This is a genomic window from Lacticaseibacillus songhuajiangensis (assembly GCF_003946025.1).
Taxonomy (GTDB): domain Bacteria; phylum Bacillota; class Bacilli; order Lactobacillales; family Lactobacillaceae; genus Lacticaseibacillus; species Lacticaseibacillus songhuajiangensis.
Map to the genome: position 1 here is coordinate 1 of NZ_RHNR01000027.1, position 18972 is coordinate 18972.

Annotated in this window: 8 protein-coding genes; 7 read left to right on the forward strand and 1 reads right to left on the reverse strand. The window is 50.1% G+C overall.

Annotated features, from left to right (window positions below):
• The first annotated feature begins 101 nt into the window (after nucleotides 1–101).
• From EKM97_RS07595 to EKM97_RS07620, 7 genes are all read left to right on the forward strand, one after another.
• Complete coding sequence (locus tag EKM97_RS07595) at nucleotides 102–10487, forward strand: mucin-binding protein (protein WP_125571797.1); 10386 nt, start codon at nucleotides 102–104, stop codon at nucleotides 10485–10487.
• Between the two features lie 284 nt (nucleotides 10488–10771).
• The gene (locus EKM97_RS07600; protein WP_125571798.1) at nucleotides 10772–11932 is read left to right on the forward strand and encodes a GGDEF domain-containing protein; all 1161 of its coding nucleotides are present in this window, start codon (nucleotides 10772–10774) and stop codon (nucleotides 11930–11932) included.
• A gap of 291 nt (nucleotides 11933–12223) precedes the next feature.
• On the forward strand, nucleotides 12224–12931 hold the full coding sequence (locus EKM97_RS07605; protein WP_404820206.1) for a sulfite exporter TauE/SafE family protein: 708 nt from the start codon (nucleotides 12224–12226) through the stop codon (nucleotides 12929–12931).
• Between the two features lie 145 nt (nucleotides 12932–13076).
• Nucleotides 13077–14027: a magnesium transporter CorA family protein gene (locus EKM97_RS07610; protein WP_125571800.1), complete on the forward strand. Its 951-nt coding sequence runs from the start codon at nucleotides 13077–13079 to the stop codon at nucleotides 14025–14027.
• Between the two features lie 101 nt (nucleotides 14028–14128).
• Entirely contained in the window at nucleotides 14129–14284 is a 156-nt protein-coding gene (locus EKM97_RS11960) for a hypothetical protein (protein ID WP_164507481.1), read from the forward strand.
• Between the two features lie 328 nt (nucleotides 14285–14612).
• Nucleotides 14613–16064 carry an NCS2 family permease gene (locus tag EKM97_RS07615; RefSeq protein WP_125571801.1) on the forward strand — a complete coding sequence of 484 codons (1452 nt, stop codon included), beginning with the start codon at nucleotides 14613–14615 and terminating at the stop codon, nucleotides 16062–16064.
• Between the two features lie 125 nt (nucleotides 16065–16189).
• The gene (locus tag EKM97_RS07620) at nucleotides 16190–16813 is read left to right on the forward strand and encodes a hypothetical protein (RefSeq protein WP_125571802.1); all 624 of its coding nucleotides are present in this window, start codon (nucleotides 16190–16192) and stop codon (nucleotides 16811–16813) included.
• A 72-nt stretch (nucleotides 16814–16885) separates the two neighbouring features.
• Here the strand turns inward: EKM97_RS07620 and EKM97_RS07625 are convergent, their stop codons facing one another.
• The gene (locus EKM97_RS07625) at nucleotides 16886–18679 is read right to left on the reverse strand and encodes a glycerophosphoryl diester phosphodiesterase membrane domain-containing protein (RefSeq protein WP_125571803.1); all 1794 of its coding nucleotides are present in this window, start codon (nucleotides 18677–18679) and stop codon (nucleotides 16886–16888) included.
• Nucleotides 18680–18972: the final 293 nt, after the last annotated feature.

Genomic DNA, 18972 nt, shown 5'->3' on the forward strand with positions numbered 1-18972 from the left:
CCTATGCATCTATTATACAACGATAACGGGTTAAGGAACTGTTACAGATAGCTTGGACAAATTATTCACCAGCCACTATCTACGGACCTGGGGGGGACGTTATGATGCGTTTAAAGAATTCGCTTAGGGACGAAAAGCGTCATTACAAGATGTATAAGAGTGGTCGGCAGTGGACGATTGCTGGTATTAGTGTTGTGATGGCCGGGATTGTTTTTAGTCAGAACACGCCGGTGCATGCCGCAACAATTGCGAATACTGATGAAAGTGCAGCTAACAAAACAACGACCAGCGGGTCGACCGTAGTTCTAAAAACAAGTAAGACAAGTAAGACAACAAACACTGCAATTAACGCTGCTATCGGCCAGCAGACGTTGACGGTTGGCGATTCATTGCCAACGACAGCGCCAGCAATCACGCTAGAAGGACTGACCGCACCTTCTTGGACGACGGCTGACTTCGATTACAGCAAGGTAGACACGAGTACACCTGGTACTTATGCCATCACGCTCACTGCTGCTGGCCTGACCAAACTCCAGACAGCTAATCCCGGTGTGACATTGACACAAACAAACATCACTGCAGGAACGCTGACAGTGCTCGCTGCGAAGACGTCGGAGGCGGCAAGTGCGACCACGGAGACAGCATCTTCTGATAGCACGACCACTGCCGCATCCAAGACAACTGAAGACGAACCCGCAGCCCAAGTGACGAACGTCAAAGACGGCAGTGCCACAGCAATCGCCGCAGCCAAGCAAAAGGCTGCCAACACTTACAAAACAACCGGAACGCCCCAAAAACTGACGGCAACTGATGCCCAGACGCCAGGCCGTGTTGAAGTGGGATCCACAACCAAGACGTACGACAATCAAGTCAGCACGCCACTAAATTATACGGTGACCTTGAGTACCGGCATGAAGGCACCATCTGATTGGTATGCAACCGGCACGACCAATCAGTATGAAGTGACCGAAACAAGTGGTGATCTTGATTTAACGGCGGTGGGGCAGAACACCGGTAGTTATTCGGTGACGCTTTCCGGAGCAGGACTGAGCAAAGTGCAGGCAGCTAACCCCAACTTTGATTTAAGTACAACCAGTGTTACTGCTGGTACGCTTACGATTGAACAGGCACAGGCAACTGCGGGTGTCGTGCGCATTGCGAGTGCCAGCAAGAATTACGATGATAATGCAACAACAGATCTAGCGAGTTACAAGATTTCGATTGCGGCCGGAAGCCAGTTAGTTGCGCCAAAGGATTGGACGACTAACACGGATGGCAGTTACACGGTTAGTGTGGCTTCAGGGGATTTAAACATTGAGTCTACGACTGACCAGAAACCAGGTCGTTATGTGGTGAGTCTATCTGCTGCAGGCTTGGCTGATTTGCAGACGGCTAACCCCAATTTTGCAATTAATAGCACAACGGTTAGCAACGGGATCTACACCATTAACAGCAATATTGCCGCGGTAATTAGCGGAGCTACCGTTCAGAAAAATGGTGCGCTACCTCAGACAGTGACTGTCACGGTCAATAATGTCTGGCAGAATGGAACGACTCATTATGCTGTTCCAGATGATTGGACGGTTAATTCACTAAACCGTGGTCAATCATCGCTGGTGTATAATGTGCCGATTAGCTATTTTGACACGAGCAAAGTTGATTTGACGACAGTGGGCAACTATACCCTGAATTTTAATACGGCGACGTTGCAACTGCTAAATGGTGTTAATTGGAATAACCAATTGACTGCTTTAAACGTGCAAACGGGTGCGCTAACCGTCGTTCAGACCACCAACAGCGGCGTGAAGTTCAACCCCGGTAACATGTATGTGCAATTAGATGGAGCCACGACAGCAAGCGGGCAATACCCAGATTCTGCAGACAAGGTTTACTATCTGTCGCGTTCATCCGCACTCACAATGCATGCTGCGATTCTTAGCACTGCCGCAAATGACGGGACTACGGTTAATAATCTGACGAGTTTCATCATCATTCCAGCAGGCTTTCTCGTTGGCACGACGGATGCGAATGGCAACAATATTATTGCGACTGATGCGGCTGCGGCTCTCAAACAGCAAATGACGACTTCTCTTGATGCCCATCACATTGCGTACAGCGGTTTGCAGGTAACGCAAATGGCGGACTATAACGGTCGCCAGGCGTTTCGAGTTGTATTCGATCAGGTAACTCAAGCGAAAAATTTTGATGATAATAATGTGGATTTGACTATTGTTGGGGACCCAAGCTCCACGATTTCAAACGGTTACATTGGAACCGCAAAGAGTGCTCCCGATGATTCAGTCTTGTACCGCACTGATGATGTGAAATACACCAAGGGTGCGTACACGATGGACCTTTCTGGATATAGTAACGTGCCATCTATATCGGCATTTTTAGGGGTTAATCAGGCTGTGGTTTTAAATTCCTCGTACACTGGTTTTGTGTATGCTTACCAATTTGTTGATGCGCAAGTTCAGGACACGTATAATTTGCTGGCGCCAGACGGTTCAGTACTCAAAACGGTAACCACAACTGGCACGCCTGACACGGCTTACGATGCAATGAGCATTATCCAACAATCAATTACTAAGAACGGCGTCACCTATGCACTGCAGAATAATGCGGTAAATTTGACTGCAGTCTATCCTAAACTGACTAGCACGGTTAAAACAGCAACAGGAGCGGTTGCCGCAGGGAATACGTACAGCGTGCAGTACGTTCAGGTGCTGGATACTGCCACAGTTCATGGCGCACTACAGGATGTTTCTGCACAGTGGGCGAATGGCTCTACACCAACTGACTATACGATTACACTACCAGCCGGACTGAATGCCCCAAGCAGTTGGACAAGTGCTGGTAACAACACGTATAAAATTTTGTACACTTCCGGCGACATCACACTGGGTGACGACTCTGGTGCTGTAGGCTCCACTAGCATCAGCTTGAGTGCTCAGGGATTAGCTGCCTTGGCTGCCGCTAACCCGCTGTACCGGTTTAACAATCAGGTGATTGCAGACGGTACGCTCAACATTACGCCGTATTACCGCAGCATTCCTGTAACCGTCGTCGACACGGCTGGTAACCAGCTACGGCCAGATCAGAACATCTACATTGTGTTCTCTGATGATGCTGATGCAGCCAGTGTCTCGGTTGTCCCCAATGGTTATTCGCAGGCACAGGTCAATAGTGCCATTCAGCAGGTGACGCTTACCTACGTTCCAGATGCCAACGGCGTGGTGCAGACAGAAACTTACGCGGTTGACCCTGTGAATAATCAGGTGAAAATTACCGTTGCAAACGGAACATCAGCTAATGATGCGTTGCTACCGCAACCAGCAGGGATGACAGCTAGTGAATATCTTGCCCAAATTGTGAACGATGATTTGCATGTCGGCACTAGTGTTAATACCAGCGCAACCATTGCCGATAGTGACAAGGGAAGATTCTCAACAATCGCCAGCGTAAAGGTGACATACCGTCAGCAAGCCAATTTGACGGTCAATTACGTTGATGATGATAACAACCAAGCACTTGTAACTACTGACACTTCAACGACAGGCTTTGTTGGTGATCAGGGCACCTTCACCACAAGTTTGCCATTAAACTATGCTTACGTGGATGCCGCGGACACTAAAGTGGCCTACACGTTGACCGCGGCCGCCAACACGTTGACCGTTCATTTAGTGCACGCGCACACGGTAACGCCGCAGGCAATCAATGTTACCTTAACGACGGAATACACTGGGACCAAGACGCCACAGGCAGCACAAGTGCAGTCCGTTAGCTATGCCAGCGACCTAGATCAGGTCACTGGGGAGACAACTTGGTCAGCAGATGTTCCAACCACCATGGAAATGACTTCACCAATTGTAGCTGGGTATACGGCTGATCCGGCTAGCACCATTTTTGATTTGATCGGCACGCTGGATACACTGCCGCAAGCGCAGGTAAAAACGGTTAACTATACGCCGAAAACTGCAAAGTTGACGGTGAATTTCGAAGGATTACCTCAAGATAAACAGCCGGATTCTGTGGTTATCGACACGACCATGGATCAACCCTACACGGTATCTGTACCGGAAGTGCTTGGCTACACACCAAATGTCTCAGTTGTGAAGGGTACCGGGTTGCCGACCGACGAAACGCGAACAGTGACCTACACGGCAGACACCCAAACCGTGACAATTAATTACGTTGATGATACTGATGGGTCTGATTTGAGCAGCATGACCCAAACAATTTCCGGTGCGACGAACTCTACTAGTGATTACACTGTCTTGCAGCCGACTGGGTACAGACTGGCGGCCAATCAGGACGCAAAATTCACACTAACTTTTGAACCAAACATGGCTGCAATAACCGTTCATCTCGTTCACCTGGAGCAGACAACAACGATAACGACAACCCGCACGATTAACTATGTGATGGCTGGTGGCGACACAACAAAGACGCCAAAATCAGTAACGCAGGCGGCGGATTGGAACGTGACAACTGACGCTGTGACGGGAAAAGTTACTGCTACGACAGCAACACCATATGCCGCAGAGACTAGCCCAACGTTAGCAGGCTACACCGTCGACCGAGATGGTATTGCTGCTGGTGTTGAAGCGCTGAGCACGCAACCAGTGAACACGACTGAGTTAGTTACGTACACCCCAATCTCGGCAGACGTTACAGTCACCTTTACTGGACTGCCAGCAGATAAGGTACCTAGTGACAGCACTGTGCCCACGACGACCGATAGTAGCTACAACGTGACAATTCCAGTTGTGTCAGGTTATACAGCTGACCAGAGTGTGCTGACGGGTATCGGCGATGGGATGGAGAAAACCATCACCGTGAACTATACTGCCAATGCGCAGAAGTTGAATGTGTACTATGTTGACGACGTAACGGGTTCGACTATTAGAACGGAGACGCTCAGTGGTGTGACTGATGAAACGGGTACGTATGCTGCGCAAGTGCCGACCAATTACCTACTAGCCGACAAACAGGCGGCAAATGTCCCATACAGTTTTGCGGTTGGAACGGATGATGACATCACGGTTCATTTGGTACACGACATTAAGCGTGGCACAATCGACACAACGCGAACCATCAACTACACAATGACAGCAGGGGATGCCAGCAAGTCACCAGCTGCCACGGTACAGAGGATAACCTGGACCACCACGACTGATGCGGTGTCTGGGCAAACGATTTATACGCCAGCGACGAGTTATCCAGCAGCAGCGTCGCCGAGCGTTACGGGATATACGGCCGATACAAGTACTGTGAGTGCAGAACAGCCAAGTACCACAACTGATTTGCCAACGAACGAAACGCAAACTGTGGCCTATTCGCCAAATGCTGGGAAGGTGACAATTCACTTTGTTGACGCTGCGGGTAACACAGTTGCGGCCGATGCGATTGTTGATACGAAGATGGATGTGCCGTTTAACTACACCGATGTCCCAAGTAAGGACGGATATACACCAAGTACAACACAGGTTGCCGGAGTTGGTGATGGCGGCGATTCTGAGCGGACGGTCACATACACGCCCAATGCACAAACTGTCACTATTAGTTATGTGGATGACAGTACCCATGCGGACTTAAGTGACCTGAGTTCGACCCTGACCGGAACTACTGACGGTACACAGGAGTACACGATTAACGTGCCACGTGGGTACCAATTTGAGAATACAGAAGCGACTGGATGCACGTACACCCTTGGTGACAATGGCCAAACGGGTACCCTTCAGTTTAGTGCGGCTCCGAATCAGAGCCTGACAATACACCTTAGTCACGTCCTGACGCACAACACGGTAAGCAGTTCGCGGACAATTACCTTCGTGATGAACGGCGGCGATGCGACGAAGGCGCCCGCAGCAGTTGTACAAAGTGTCGATTGGACGACGACGACGGATGCCGTTACTGGGATGACGAGTTATACACCCAAGGGCAATTATGCTGCTTACGCGACGCCAGGAGTTCCTGGGTATACGCCCGATTCGACCAGTGTGCCTGTCGGTGAGTTAGCAGCAGGGACGGATGCGCCGACGGCAAGCAACGTCGTGGTGACCTATACACCAAATGAAGCTGATGTGACTGTTAACGTGACTGACCCACGAACGGGTGAAACCACGGCAAATACCGTTGAGACTTATACTGATGAACCATATACTTTCCCGGGTTTGCTGGATTATGAAGGTTATACACCAAACATCAAACCGGTCACAGGAACGGGGGATGGCTCATCGCATACGATTAATGTGACATACACTGCAAATGCACAGACAGCCACAGTGACGTACGTTGATGATGACAACAATCAACAGAGCTTGGCAGATTTGACGACCACTTTGGCAGGAGCGACCGGAGAAATTGTTACTTCGTACGCTCTTAGCATTCCTAAAGGGTATCAATATGTTGAAAGCAATGCATCCGGTTGCACATTTACTACTGTAGAAAGTAACGGTATGCTCGTATTCGGTCCGGGTAAAGGACAAACTGTTACAATCCATTTGAGTCACGTGCATACTACAGGCAAAACTACAAGTACACGGACAATCACTTACGTAATGCATGGCGGGGATGCGACTAAGGCTCCTGCGCCAGTGGTGCAAACCGTCGACTGGACAACCGACACAGACGCGGTGACCGGATTTAAAAGTTACCAGGCATCTTCCAACTACAAAGAGGCGTCTACACCAGACGTGCCTGGTTACACCGCTGATAAGGATGATGTAGCAACCGAGGATTTAAGCACGAGTAATGGTATGCCAGTAAATTCCAATGTCGTTGTTACGTACCAGCCTAATGAAGCGGACGTGACGGTGACCAATCCGCTAGAACAAACAACTAATTCCTCCACTGTTCAAACTTATACTGATGAACCATATTCATATACTGATATACCTGTTTTTGCTGGTTATACAGCGAACATGACCACTGTTAGCGGTACCGGTGACGGAGAACCACATACGGTTAATGTCACCTACTCGGCTAACTCCCAAACCGCAACCATTAAGTATGTTGATGATGTGACCGGAAAAGAGTTTCCTGATATGGAAACTACGCTCACAGGCGTTACAGGTCAGTCACTCGACCACGCATTGAATATTCCTAGCGGGTATCAGTACGTGAACGCGGATCAGACAGGAACTGCCTTCGGTGCGGTCAAGGACAATAATACCGTTTCATTAAAATTCTCGGCTGACGCAAATCAGACGCTTACTGTGCACTTAACGCACCAGATTCTATACAGCACTTTGACGTCACAGCGGATTATCAATTACGTCATCGATAATCCAACTGGACATCCAACACAAACTGCTCCTCAGACTGTAACTCAGTCTGTACAGTGGGATGTGGTAACTGATGCGGCAACTGGAAGCAGTGTTGCGGTGCCGGAAACAGGATATGCTGCGGTGCGGACTATGCCATTGAATGGATACGCATCTAGTGATATCTCTGCAAATTACTTACACGGGTTAAGTGCGGATAATTTATCTAATTTACAAAATCAAGTTGCTGCCACTAATAGTGTTGAAACGGTGAAATACGAACCGCTAATTAGTAATATCACGGTAGATTACGAAGGGCTAGCCCGTCCTGAACAAACCATCACTGCCATAATGGATGTGCCATTCTCAATTACCGTACCTCAGATTGATGGCTATACTGCGGTGGCATCTGTTGATGGTGTTGGTCAGGCAGAAGATCAGATTTTTACCGTAAGATACACACCACAGAATCTAAATACACAAGTGGTTTATCAGGACGAAACTGGTGAACCAATTGGCGAGGGCATTGAACTCACCGGTCTAACTGGAAACTCAATTCAGCTGGAGGCAATTAAAAGTGGCATTCCAACTGGATATGTTTTGGCGCCTGATTTTGATTTGGACGATAAAAACTATAAATTTGACCCTAATATAAAAGAAATCGTAGTGAAAGTCGCGCATGGTGAAACGACCACAATTGTTCCCACGCAACGTACTATTACCTATGTTCTGAGCGGTGGAGATGCCTCAAAGACTCCTACTCGAGTTGTCCAAACTGAAAATTGGAAGGTGGTAACTGATGCAGTTACTGGGGAATTCAAGTCGGCGACGGTTGCGGAACCCTATCAGGAAGTAATCTCACCTAGTCTGAAAGGTTACAGTTCTAATATGTCGGAGGTGAATGGTGGTGAATCAGTAGCAACAGAGATGCCAATTGATTCAGAAGTGACAGTAAACTACGAACCGATATCAGCGGATGTGACGGTCGAATTTAATGGTCTACCTGCCAATAAGCAACCATCAACATCAGCTACAGTGAACACGATTACCGACACGCCGTTTAGTTACGATGTTCCTAACATTGAAGGCTATACACCATCAATGCCCACAGTGGCGGGTAAAGGTGATGGTGAAGCCCACACCGTTGAGGTAAGCTATACAGCTGATCCGCGAGTGTTAACTGTCGTTTATGTGGATGATCTCACGGATGATGATCAGGTAGCAACGGATCAGGTTAGTGGCAGTACAGACCAGAAGGTCAGCTATGAGGTTAAAGTGCCTGCTAACTATTTGCTGGCAGATAGGCAAAATTCAGTTATCGATTATCAGCTGGCTGCTAACGGTACTAACCAATTGACTGTGCACTTGGTACACGCATTCACTCATAGCACTTTGAAGACGATTGAGACGATTAAATATGTCATGAATGGAGGCGATTTAAGCAAAACACCTGCGGCCACGCAGCAAGTCGCCACATGGAATGTGACGACTGATTCAGTAACAGGAACGAGCGTCGCAACACTGGTGAATGCTTACGCTAAGGTGCAGAGTCCTAGTGTATTGGGTTATACACCTGACCACGAGTCTGTTCCCGGTAGCACGCCGGTAGTGGCGACATACTCATCGGCTGACTCAACGACCAAACCAACTGATACGACGGTAACCGTCACATACACTCCAGACACAGTTAAGCAAACCTTCGTCTACTATGACGACGTCGACGGCCAGGCGCTTCCCGAAGCCGTTAAAAAGGAAGGTACTGCGGACGCCACAGATTCGTTTACAGTAACGCCGCCGGCTGGTTATGAACTGGCAAAAAGTCAGGCGGCTGTGCTGAACTTCACGTACACAGCGACCGACACACCACAGATTATTCATCTAGTGCATGGTCTCAGCCATGGTGAAACGACCACGACACAGACAATCACGTATAAAGTCGGTAATGCCGGGGCAGAAGCACCTGCAGAGAGTCATCAGAGCGTCGTTTGGAAGTACGTGACAGATCGGGTGACAGGAGATACGGTATGGACGCCACAGGGGCAGTATGCACCGGTGACAACACCTGGCGTAGCTGGTTACAAGGCGGTTACTCCTTCTGTGAGTGGAAGCACACTTTTGCCAACAACGGTCGCACCGCAGCCCATTCACTTAATTGTGAACTACAAGCCTACCGCAGCAAAGATGACCATTATCTATGTGGATGCTGTGAGCGGTGACAGTCTTGGTGGCGATATTATCGACGGCGTTACAGGTGAGAGTGGTGTTTACAAGGTTAATATGCCGGCTGGAGTAACAGGCTATCGTTATGCTAAAAATCAACCGATGACGATTAACTGGACGCTGATGGCTAACGAAGATAATGAAATAAAAATTGACCTTCAACATGAAATCAGTCATTCACAAATGCAGACAACGCGTACCATTAATTATGTTCTTCCTGAGGATGCAACAGTTAATACCCCAGATTCCGTCGTGCAGACGATTAACTGGAATGTCGCAACTGATGAGGTGACTGGCGCCACGACCGCCACGGCTCAAAATGTGTATGCTGCAGTCACGAATCCAACCATTACGGGTTACACAACACCACAAGATGCGGTGGCAATGGAATTACCGCAACCGGTAGTTGGAAGTCTGCCTGTCGATTCCGTGGTATTAGTTGCGTATAATGTTGTGCCTACTAACGGTAGTACAACCGAGCCAGGTAATGGCGGGACGACCGAACCAGGTAATGGCGGCACAACTGAACCAGGTAATGGCGGTACAACAGAGCCAGGTAATGGCGGTATAACAGAGCCAGGTAATGGCGGTATAACAGAGCCAGGTAATGGCGGTACAACAGAGCCAGGTAATGGTGGTACGACTGAGCCGGGCAACGGCGGCACGACTGAGCCAGGTAACGGTGGTACGACTGAACCAGGCAATAGCGGTACAATCGAGCCGGGTAATGGTGGTACAACTGAACCAGGTAATGGCGGAACTCACATCTTAGGATCAAGCAACGGTAATTCGTCCACCGAATCTAGTAAGGACGCGAATGGGTCAGGCGTAGATCAGCGGATTCAGCAAGCTTCCGGCAAAACGCAGAACCTTAGTCGTCATTCTCAAGGAGACTATCCACAAACAGGTGACAAAAAACAAGGCTGGCTTTCGGTTCTTGGGGTCGCATTGCTTGGTCTTATGGGCATTGCGGTTCCACGCCGCAAGCGTCATGAATAAGTAGTCATCACCTGATGTTATAACCAAGTAGATAAACGGCCAATCTCGGTTTGAGATTGGCCATTTTTTGTATTTCATACAGACAAGAGCCGATTTAATTGAAAAATTCATAAACATTGGTGATAAAATAATCCAGTAAGCGCAACTTGTGGGGATGAGTTGTGCCATCGCTTTTAGGTGTGTAGCAGAAACGTTGCAGTGGTATAGGTATTATTCCGCGGGCGTGATTAATTCTGATCAATCGCGTCATCAACAGATAATTCGCGTCAAAATTGGGGATTGCTATGAACTTTAACGAGATACTGGTGTCATTCACACTTTCGCTAATTACTAATTTCGTCGTCATGGTGGGGGCCACCTCGTTTTTTTACTGGGTGAACTCGAGCACGGCGACGCCCTTTGTGGTGGCACACCGGCAGGTACTGGCGCTTGTGACCGGTTTTGGCTTTATGGCTTACTTGTTTGCGCAGATGCTGAGTGATGGTTTGTACGAGCATTTGCGGGTCGGTTATCACTGGACTTACCTGAACATGATGATTTTGACCATTTATATCCTGAACATGCAGCTCGGGCTGCGCTGGCAGGCGCTGCTCGATGGCGTTCTGATTGCGGTGTATTACCTCGTTTTCGGCGCGCCTTATAGCATTGTAGGCATCACAGCAGTAGTTGTTGCCGCCGCGGTGCTGTACATTGTCCAGGCGGATTCAGCGCGGTTGATTGCTCAGCGACGCTGGAAGTACGGCTTACTCGATCTGTTTGCGGCGGCCATGCTGGTGATGGAAGCGCAGCTTGGCCGCGCGCAACTCGACAGCTGGTTTTGGGTACGTCAGATTCTGGCACTGTGTTTACTCGCGCCGCTGTGTTTGGAATTTGAAGAGGTCATGCGGCTGACGCGCCAACGCAGCGACCAGTTGGAGAGGTTAGTCAGCACCGATGAATTAACAGGGGTGCAAAATTTTGGCACCTTCAACAAGGAGTTGGCGCGCTGTTACACCGAATACCAGAAGCACGGGACACCGTACTCCGTGTTCGAAGGGGACCTTGATCACTTCAAGCACATCAATGATACTTATGGGCACCCCAGCGGCAATCTGGTGCTCAAGCGGCTGGCGATGGAGCTTGAAGCGTATGCGGACACGATGCCGTTCCCAGCGAAGGCCTTTCGCTTAGGCGGCGAGGAGTTTGCCATTATCGCCCAAAGCGAGCTGAACCATGAACAAGCGACTGAGATTGGGGAACGGTTCCTGAAACTACTCAGTCTGGTCAAGTTTGCCGACGTGGACCCAGATTTGGTCCTCACTTGCTCAATAGGCCAGGCACACGTCCAGCCTGGTGATTACAGCGGCGATGACGTTTATAAGCACGCTGACCGCTATCTTTATGAAGCCAAGCGGGGCGGACGCAATCGGATTAAGGCGCAGGAAGATGGCGTTGAAGCTGGTTAACGCTAAGATGTAACTATGTAAAAATGCTCGCAATCTTGTGATTGCGAGCATTTTTTGAGTTTTCGAATGTCTGATTGCATACGCGTATTCTGGAACGACGTAGATGTACCATTCACGCAAAACGATGATTCTTGCGTAGCAAACTGGCTTCCGTTAGCGCATGCGAAATGCAGCAAGTTGTTTCGGTGCTATACTAATCCTGAACGATAGAAAGAACGTGACATTTTGCACGCACTATTAATTGGAATTTATCTCATTGTTGCTGGCATTGCATCGGGTCTCACGAGCTCAATGGCCGGCATGGGCTCGATCTTCTCATATCCTGTTCTACTCAGTCTGGGTGTACCACCGGTGAGTGCGGACGTCACCAACACGGCGGCGCTGATTTTCACCGGGGTGGGCGCAAGCGTGTCGTCTACCAAGGAGCTGCACGGACACGGCCGCACCATGTGGCAGACGGCGCTCATCAGCTTGGTCGGGGGCATCGTCGGCAGCTTCATCTTGGTGAAGGCGCCAGCGACCTCATTCCAAAAGGTGGTGCCCTTTCTGATTATGCTCGCGGGGATTCTGATGCTGATTACAAGCCACCGCGCGAAGAAAGTGCAGAGCACGCAGCCGGTGACCTTGTCACCACTTATGCGCGGACTACGCGGCATTTGCATCTTTCTAGTGGGTTTGTACATTGGTTACTTCGGGGCGTCTGCAGGTGTCATCTTGCTGGCGGTGCTGGGTATCAGTAACAACTTGCCTTTTGCGGTGAACAACGCGATGAAGAATTTCTCCTCGCTGCTGACCAATATTTTCTCGCTGTTCATCTACGCTTTCACCACTAAAGTGTACTGGGCGCTGGTTGTGCCGCTGGGCGTTGGCTTTTTCATTGGCGGGTATATCGGCCCCGTCTTCATTCGCCGCATCCCGGCCGCGCTGATTCGCAACGTGATTGCGGCGGGCGCGTTTATACTGGCTGGCTACTTGTTCTACACTGCATATTTTGCTTAAAACCGTTCCTATTGGGCGTCGGCATGGTCAAAATGCCGGCGCCTCTTTGTATCTCAATGATAAGGAATGTTCGGCAGGTACGCTGCACGTTATAATAGGCTCACAAGCGGTGGCTGGTGGCCACCAACGACAAGGAGCAAGTGACATGCTAAAAACGCAGACTTTGTGGAATGATCAGCAGTGGGTGGCGGGTTTCGCTCCGCGCCCAGAAGACTATGAACAGCTGGCGAAGCAATACCAGATTCCGGCGCGCTTCATCAAACGGATTCGGGACAAGAAGGGGCGGGCACGTTTTGACTATGACTTTGAAAGTCAGTGCAGTTTGTTCATTTTCAAGGTCGTTGCCGCCCGTAGTGGTGCGGGTCAGGAAAAGGCACGCACAACGCCCTTAATCGTCCTCGTGAGCGGCAACACGATTATCACGCTTGTTCAGAACAACCAAGAAGCCGTGCAAAAGCAGGTGGCGGCGGTCACGAACGACGGCCTGCCCAACATGGTGGCACACCCGAGTCTCATCATGCTGGGGATGTACCTGCTATTTGACTTTAACGAGCGTTATTTTGATTACATCAACGATTTGGACAACCTGCGTCAGAAACTTGAAAAGTACAAAAATAGCCCGAGCAATGACCAGATTGTGCGCCTATCCGAGCTGAGCAAAAGTTTCGTGTATCTACGTGCGGCCGTGAGCGGTAATCTTGTCGCCGTCCGGCAACTGCAGGCGTTTGCCGACGATGGGGATGCGCAGCCGCTTTTGTCCAAGAAGGAAGACTACTGGCTGCGCAATTTGCAAACGGAACTGGAACAAGCGCGCGATTTGGCGCAGGTCAATGGCGAGATTGTGCAACAGGTGACTGATGCCTACGCTAATTTGCTCGACAAGAATCTGAACACCACCATGTGGGTGATGACGATTTGGTCGCTGGCGCTGGCGATTCCGCCGATTATCTCTGGGTTCTACGGCATGAACGTTAAATTGCCAATCATTGGTGGTTGGTTCGACTGGCCATTCACCATCCTCCTGTCGCTGGTGCCGGCGGTGGTTCTGATTCTCGGATTGCGGCGGCGCCGCAACTTGACGGGCAAGGATGCTTAGTTGATGCAGAAGAGGACTTTCGTCTGGGCAAAATTCGTTAATGGCAGAAATAAATACAGCCTAATTTGCTTCTGCTCACCTTTATTGATGAGGAACTAATCATGAATGAAGATAAAGGACATAAGAAAAATACGGATAAAAAGGGCGCGCGGTTAGCAAAAAACAGGGCGACTCGAGATGACACCCGGCTTCTCGCCGAAATTCAACAACTATATATCGAGTTTGCCGACTCAATGCGGTATTTGCGTCATAAATAGATCTTTGTGCGGCCGAGTGGTGCCCGACAATCGCGGTGGTGTCTGCTATTTAGACGAACCGCGGCTTTTTGGTACGACACAACGATAATATCCGGTGTAAATACGAGTGATGTTCAATGAATCGAATTATTATCAGGAGTAGAAAAACCCTGGGATTATGAATTAAAGTGGTTTCCCAGGAACAAACGTTTTTGTTTACGCTTGGTAAAAGCTGATTATATGACTTTTTTGTTGGGCCGAAACACCAAATTACGAACAAATAAACTCTTGCGCTTTTCTGAAAATGCGCGTAACTTGTTAGTTAACGTTATTCAAAAAGGAGCGCATCATGGATCAGTATTTTCAGCTTGAGGCGAACCACACCACGCGCGGGCGTGAGGTGGTCGCTGGTTTAACGACTTTCTTTGCCATGTCCTACATTTTGTTCGTTGCTCCCCAGACGCTGGCAATAACGGGGATGCCGTCGCAAGCGGTGTTCCTCGCCACCATTATCGCGAGTGCCACTGGGACGCTGATTATGGGCCTGTTCGCGAACGTGCCGTACGCGCTCGCCCCCGGCCTGGGTCTGAATGCCTTCTTCACTTACACCGTTGTTGCCGCATTGGGCTTCAGCTGGCAAGAGGCGCTGGCACTCGTGTTCCTTTGCGGGTGCATCAACATCCTGATCACGGTGACTAAGGTGCGGAAACTCATCATCACCGCCATCCCCGAAGTGATGCAACACGCCATTGGGGGCGGGATTGGGGTCTTCGTGGCCTACATCGGACTCAAGAACGCCGGCTTCCTGCAGTTTACGACGGACGCCTCCAGCATCCTGAGCATTAATGGTGGTTCCGCGGCGGCACATACCTTCAAGCACGGCGTTGAATCCGTTGTTTCCGGCGGCGGTATTACACCAGCGCTGGTCAACTTCACACAGCCTGGGGCCATCGTGGCCTTGATTGGTCTGCTGCTGATGGCGGTCCTGGTGGTTAAGAAAGTCCCTGGTGCTGTCCTGATTGGGATTGTGGGCACCACGCTCATCGGAATTCCTTTTGGTGTGACCGATCTGCATATTTCTGCCGCCAATTCATTCAGCCACGCGGTGGGGCAACTCGGCACGACTTTCGGTGCCGCGTTCTCCAGTAAGGGCTTCGGCAGTCTGTTCACCGATCCGCACCACATCTTGCTGTCCGTCATGACGATTTTTGCCTTCAGCTTCTCGGACATCTTCGACACGCTGGGCACATTCATCGGTACGGGGCGCCGCACCGGCATCTTTACTTCCGAAGACATGCAGTCGATGGAAAAGGGCAAGGGTTTCTCCTCCAAAATGGACAAGGCACTCTTCGCTGACGCCATTGCGACCGGTGTGGGTTCCATCTTCGGGACCAGTAACATCACCGTCTTTGTTGAATCCGCAACTGGGATTGGTGCTGGTGGTCGCACCGGTTTGACTGCGGTTGTGGTTGCGGGGTGTTTCCTGATTTCCTCGCTGCTATCACCGATTATCGCCATTGTGCCTAGTGAGGCCGTTGCCCCCGCGCTGATTATGGTCGGGGTCATGATGATGTCCAGCTTCAAGGAAATCAACTGGAGCGATTTGGCCGAGGCGATTCCCGCGTTCATGGCGTCCATCGTCATGGGACTGGTTTACAACATTTCCTATGGGATTGCGGCCGGGTTCATCTTCTACTGCCTGATCAAACTGGTCACTGGGAAGGCTAAGGACGTGCACCCAGTACTATGGGTGGTCACGGCCGGCTTCATTCTCGACTTTGTCTTCATGAGTTTGCTGTAGGACTGAATTGAACATGCAAAATGCCTGGCTAGCCAGGCATTTTTTGTGTTGCCAGGGTTTATATTAAGGATTAAAGTTTAGTTGTTTCTTAACATTTAAAAGACTGGGATGGGAGAAGATAATAAATGAAAAAAATTGTTCTGGGGGGAACTATACTGGCAATTGGCTTGATGCTTACTGGTTGTGGAAATTCATACAGTAGTAATGATCGCGCCGAAATTCTATCACTCAAGACAGAAGTAAAAAAACTTAAACGGGAAAATGCAAAGCTTAAGGCTTCTGAATCTGCGAACACTGATGAAGGTTCAAATGATAGTGCTTCTACGCAGACTTCCAATGAAAGTGATTCCGAGTTAAGCTTCGGACAGTCTGCACCTTTATCAGATTCTAGCGGAGTGAATTTTGACATGGAGGTCATGTCAGCCCAAGTAATCACTGACAAAAACGAAGGACTCATTGCTGATTTGGCAGCCAACTATAGTGAATTGCACAAGTTCGAAATCATTACGTACAAGGTTACTGCGCTGGCGGATGGATTTGATCCGGAGTCTGCTGATGGATCTAACCTTACTTTTTTGGACTCAGAAGGCTCACGGGGGACTGTCTCTGGAAATCGTGACAGCACTGGAGAAGGTACGTTGAACAAAGGTGAATCAGCTACGCTTCGCATTGGCGTGGGATTTGAAGCAACCGGTAGTAAGGTGTCAGTTCGAGCAGCGAACGTTACTTGGACCGGCGACGCAAAGTGATTTAATTGGTTTTGAAAAAAGCTCAACAGAGTATTCGTGTGAGAATACTCCATTGAGCTTTTTTCTGTTGGTTTAGTTTTCCGCCGTTGGGCTACTGAAGTCATCCAGCGTGGTGGTGAACAAGCGCAGCCGGTCCGCGTAGGACGGCTGGTCATTGTTCTCTTTAATGGTGGTTTTTAATTGCGCCAAGTTGTCGGTGATGATGCCATCCACTTCATAGAAGAGCATTTTGTTCATGTCGTCCGTCGTATTGACCGTCCAGGCGAGCACCTTCTGGTGGTGCTGGTGGGCGCTATCAATCAGACTATCATCCATGGTGGATTCCTCAACGGTGTAGGCGCTCATGTTCGTCTGCGGCGTAATCAGACTGTAGGGGATGATGAAACTGCGCTTCACCCGTGGAGCATCCTTGTGCAGTTGCGTCAAGGTTTTGTAGCTTAGGGAGTGTACCCAGGAACCATCAGCAGCAAGGCGTTCAGAATAACGCCTTGCAAAACGCTGGACCATATCAGCGGAGTCGGCACTGGTTGGCTTGAGTTCCACGAGGAGTTTCTGTTTGTGCTGTTCAGCAACCCGCAAGTAGTCATCGAAGCTCGCAACCTGGGCATGGTGACCATTTTCACGGGCTGTTAGTGCCGTCAGCTGCTTCAAGGTCAGTTCTCGTGGCGTTTTATCCACACCGGTGAGCGCCTTGAGGTTACTATCGTGCATCACCACAAACTGCTTGTCCTTGGTTTCGTGCAGGTCCATTTCAACGTAATCGGGGTGTTCGCGACTCGTCTTCACCAGAGCAGGAATCGTGTTCTGCACCCCGTTACCGTTGTCGACCCCGCGGTGCGAAATCGTTAGGGGGTTACTGTTAAGCGCGCCGAACATGTAAGCACCGCCAAAGGTCGCAATGAGCAGGAGAGCGATCAGGCCAATAAAGCCCACGGCCACACGGCGCAGCCAGTGGTGCCGTGGCCGACTATCGGCGACAAAACCCTGGTGGGCCTGAACGTTGTCGGGAGCGGCCAGGAAAAGCAAGTAGGCCGTGCTACTCATGCCCCAAAGGAACATTTTGCCGATGAGGAAAACGCTCATGGTGATGACGGCGCTGACTCCGGCGAAACTGTAATGATCGGCGAGCGTCTGCACGCCGATCCACAACTGTGCCCAAATGATGGCCAGCAGTCCGCAGACGGCGCTGACGACGATAGCGCGCCAGGCGTAGTACCAGAAATGACCGCGTGTTTCCGCCCAACTTTTGCGTGCCGCGATGTGCAGCTGCGTGTCGTTCAGGATGGTGTTGGGCAGCACCCGCAACCAGCGGATTCCCAGATAGGCCATTAAGAGGTAGAAGCAGAAAACGGCGACTGCCAGTAGCGGCTTAGTCTGCAGCCAGTCCATGATGAAGGTCGGAATTTGCACCTTAGTGAGCAGACTACTGCCGACCACGCCTTCCGCAAAGGGCACGATGAGCAGGGCGTAAGCGGTGAAGAAAAGAAACCCGCTAATCCGCAAGTGCCGCAGATCCCGGACGCCTTCCAGCATCACCGCACGGAAACTTTTGCTGGCGCGGCTGCGGATGTTCTCAACGCCGCCCAGTAACCAGGCGAATTGCAGGTATACGAATGCCAGTAGCAAAATGAGCAGGACAAATAACGCCAGTAGCACCAGTGGCTTACTGCGGGCCACCGCGGCAATATTGTCATAGGCGACGTAGGGGACTTGTCCATAGGTCAAAATCAGACTGGCTAACCAGCGCAGAACGGGCAGAAATACCAGGTCGGTAATCCCAGTGACCACTGCCGCTAGCAGTAAGTAACTGCCCCATCTGCGGGTGAATTCGCGCAGAACTTGCGCGGTGTAACTGAAAGCGTTCATCTTCTCTTCCTCCGCTAGTTATCATAACATTCGGCCTGCTGCTGCGCCTCAGTCTTTTGGCGGTAATTAGTGGCGCGTGCAGATAAGATGATATTGTTGTCGGTAACCGTTTTCAGGAAATGTCAATGGGCGTATGAATTAACTCCGCAAAATGACAAGTCAAGCTGACAGACCAGATAAACACCTACTGCTTCGACAGTATGAATCGTCAATGTTCGTTGACTGCCGTAGCTTGAGGCGATGCGCGCACGGATGTGCCCACCTGTAAGTTTGACTTTACAAGTTCACAGCGT

Bases quoted from the DNA above. Each gene is read 5' to 3' on its own strand.
- EKM97_RS07605 (WP_404820206.1), top strand. From the start codon at position 12,224: ATGGCCGGCATGGGCTCGATCTTCTCATATCCTGTTCTACTCAGTCTG.
- EKM97_RS07615 (WP_125571801.1), top strand. From the start codon at position 14,613: ATGGATCAGTATTTTCAGCTTGAGGCGAACCACACCACGCGCGGGCGT.
- EKM97_RS11960 (WP_164507481.1), top strand. From the start codon at position 14,129: ATGAATGAAGATAAAGGACATAAGAAAAATACGGATAAAAAGGGCGCG.
- EKM97_RS07595 (WP_125571797.1), top strand. From the start codon at position 102: ATGATGCGTTTAAAGAATTCGCTTAGGGACGAAAAGCGTCATTACAAG.
- EKM97_RS07620 (WP_125571802.1), top strand. From the start codon at position 16,190: ATGAAAAAAATTGTTCTGGGGGGAACTATACTGGCAATTGGCTTGATG.
- EKM97_RS07610 (WP_125571800.1), top strand. From the start codon at position 13,077: ATGCTAAAAACGCAGACTTTGTGGAATGATCAGCAGTGGGTGGCGGGT.
- EKM97_RS07625 (WP_125571803.1), bottom strand. From the start codon at position 18,679: ATGAACGCTTTCAGTTACACCGCGCAAGTTCTGCGCGAATTCACCCGC.
- EKM97_RS07600 (WP_125571798.1), top strand. From the start codon at position 10,772: ATGAACTTTAACGAGATACTGGTGTCATTCACACTTTCGCTAATTACT.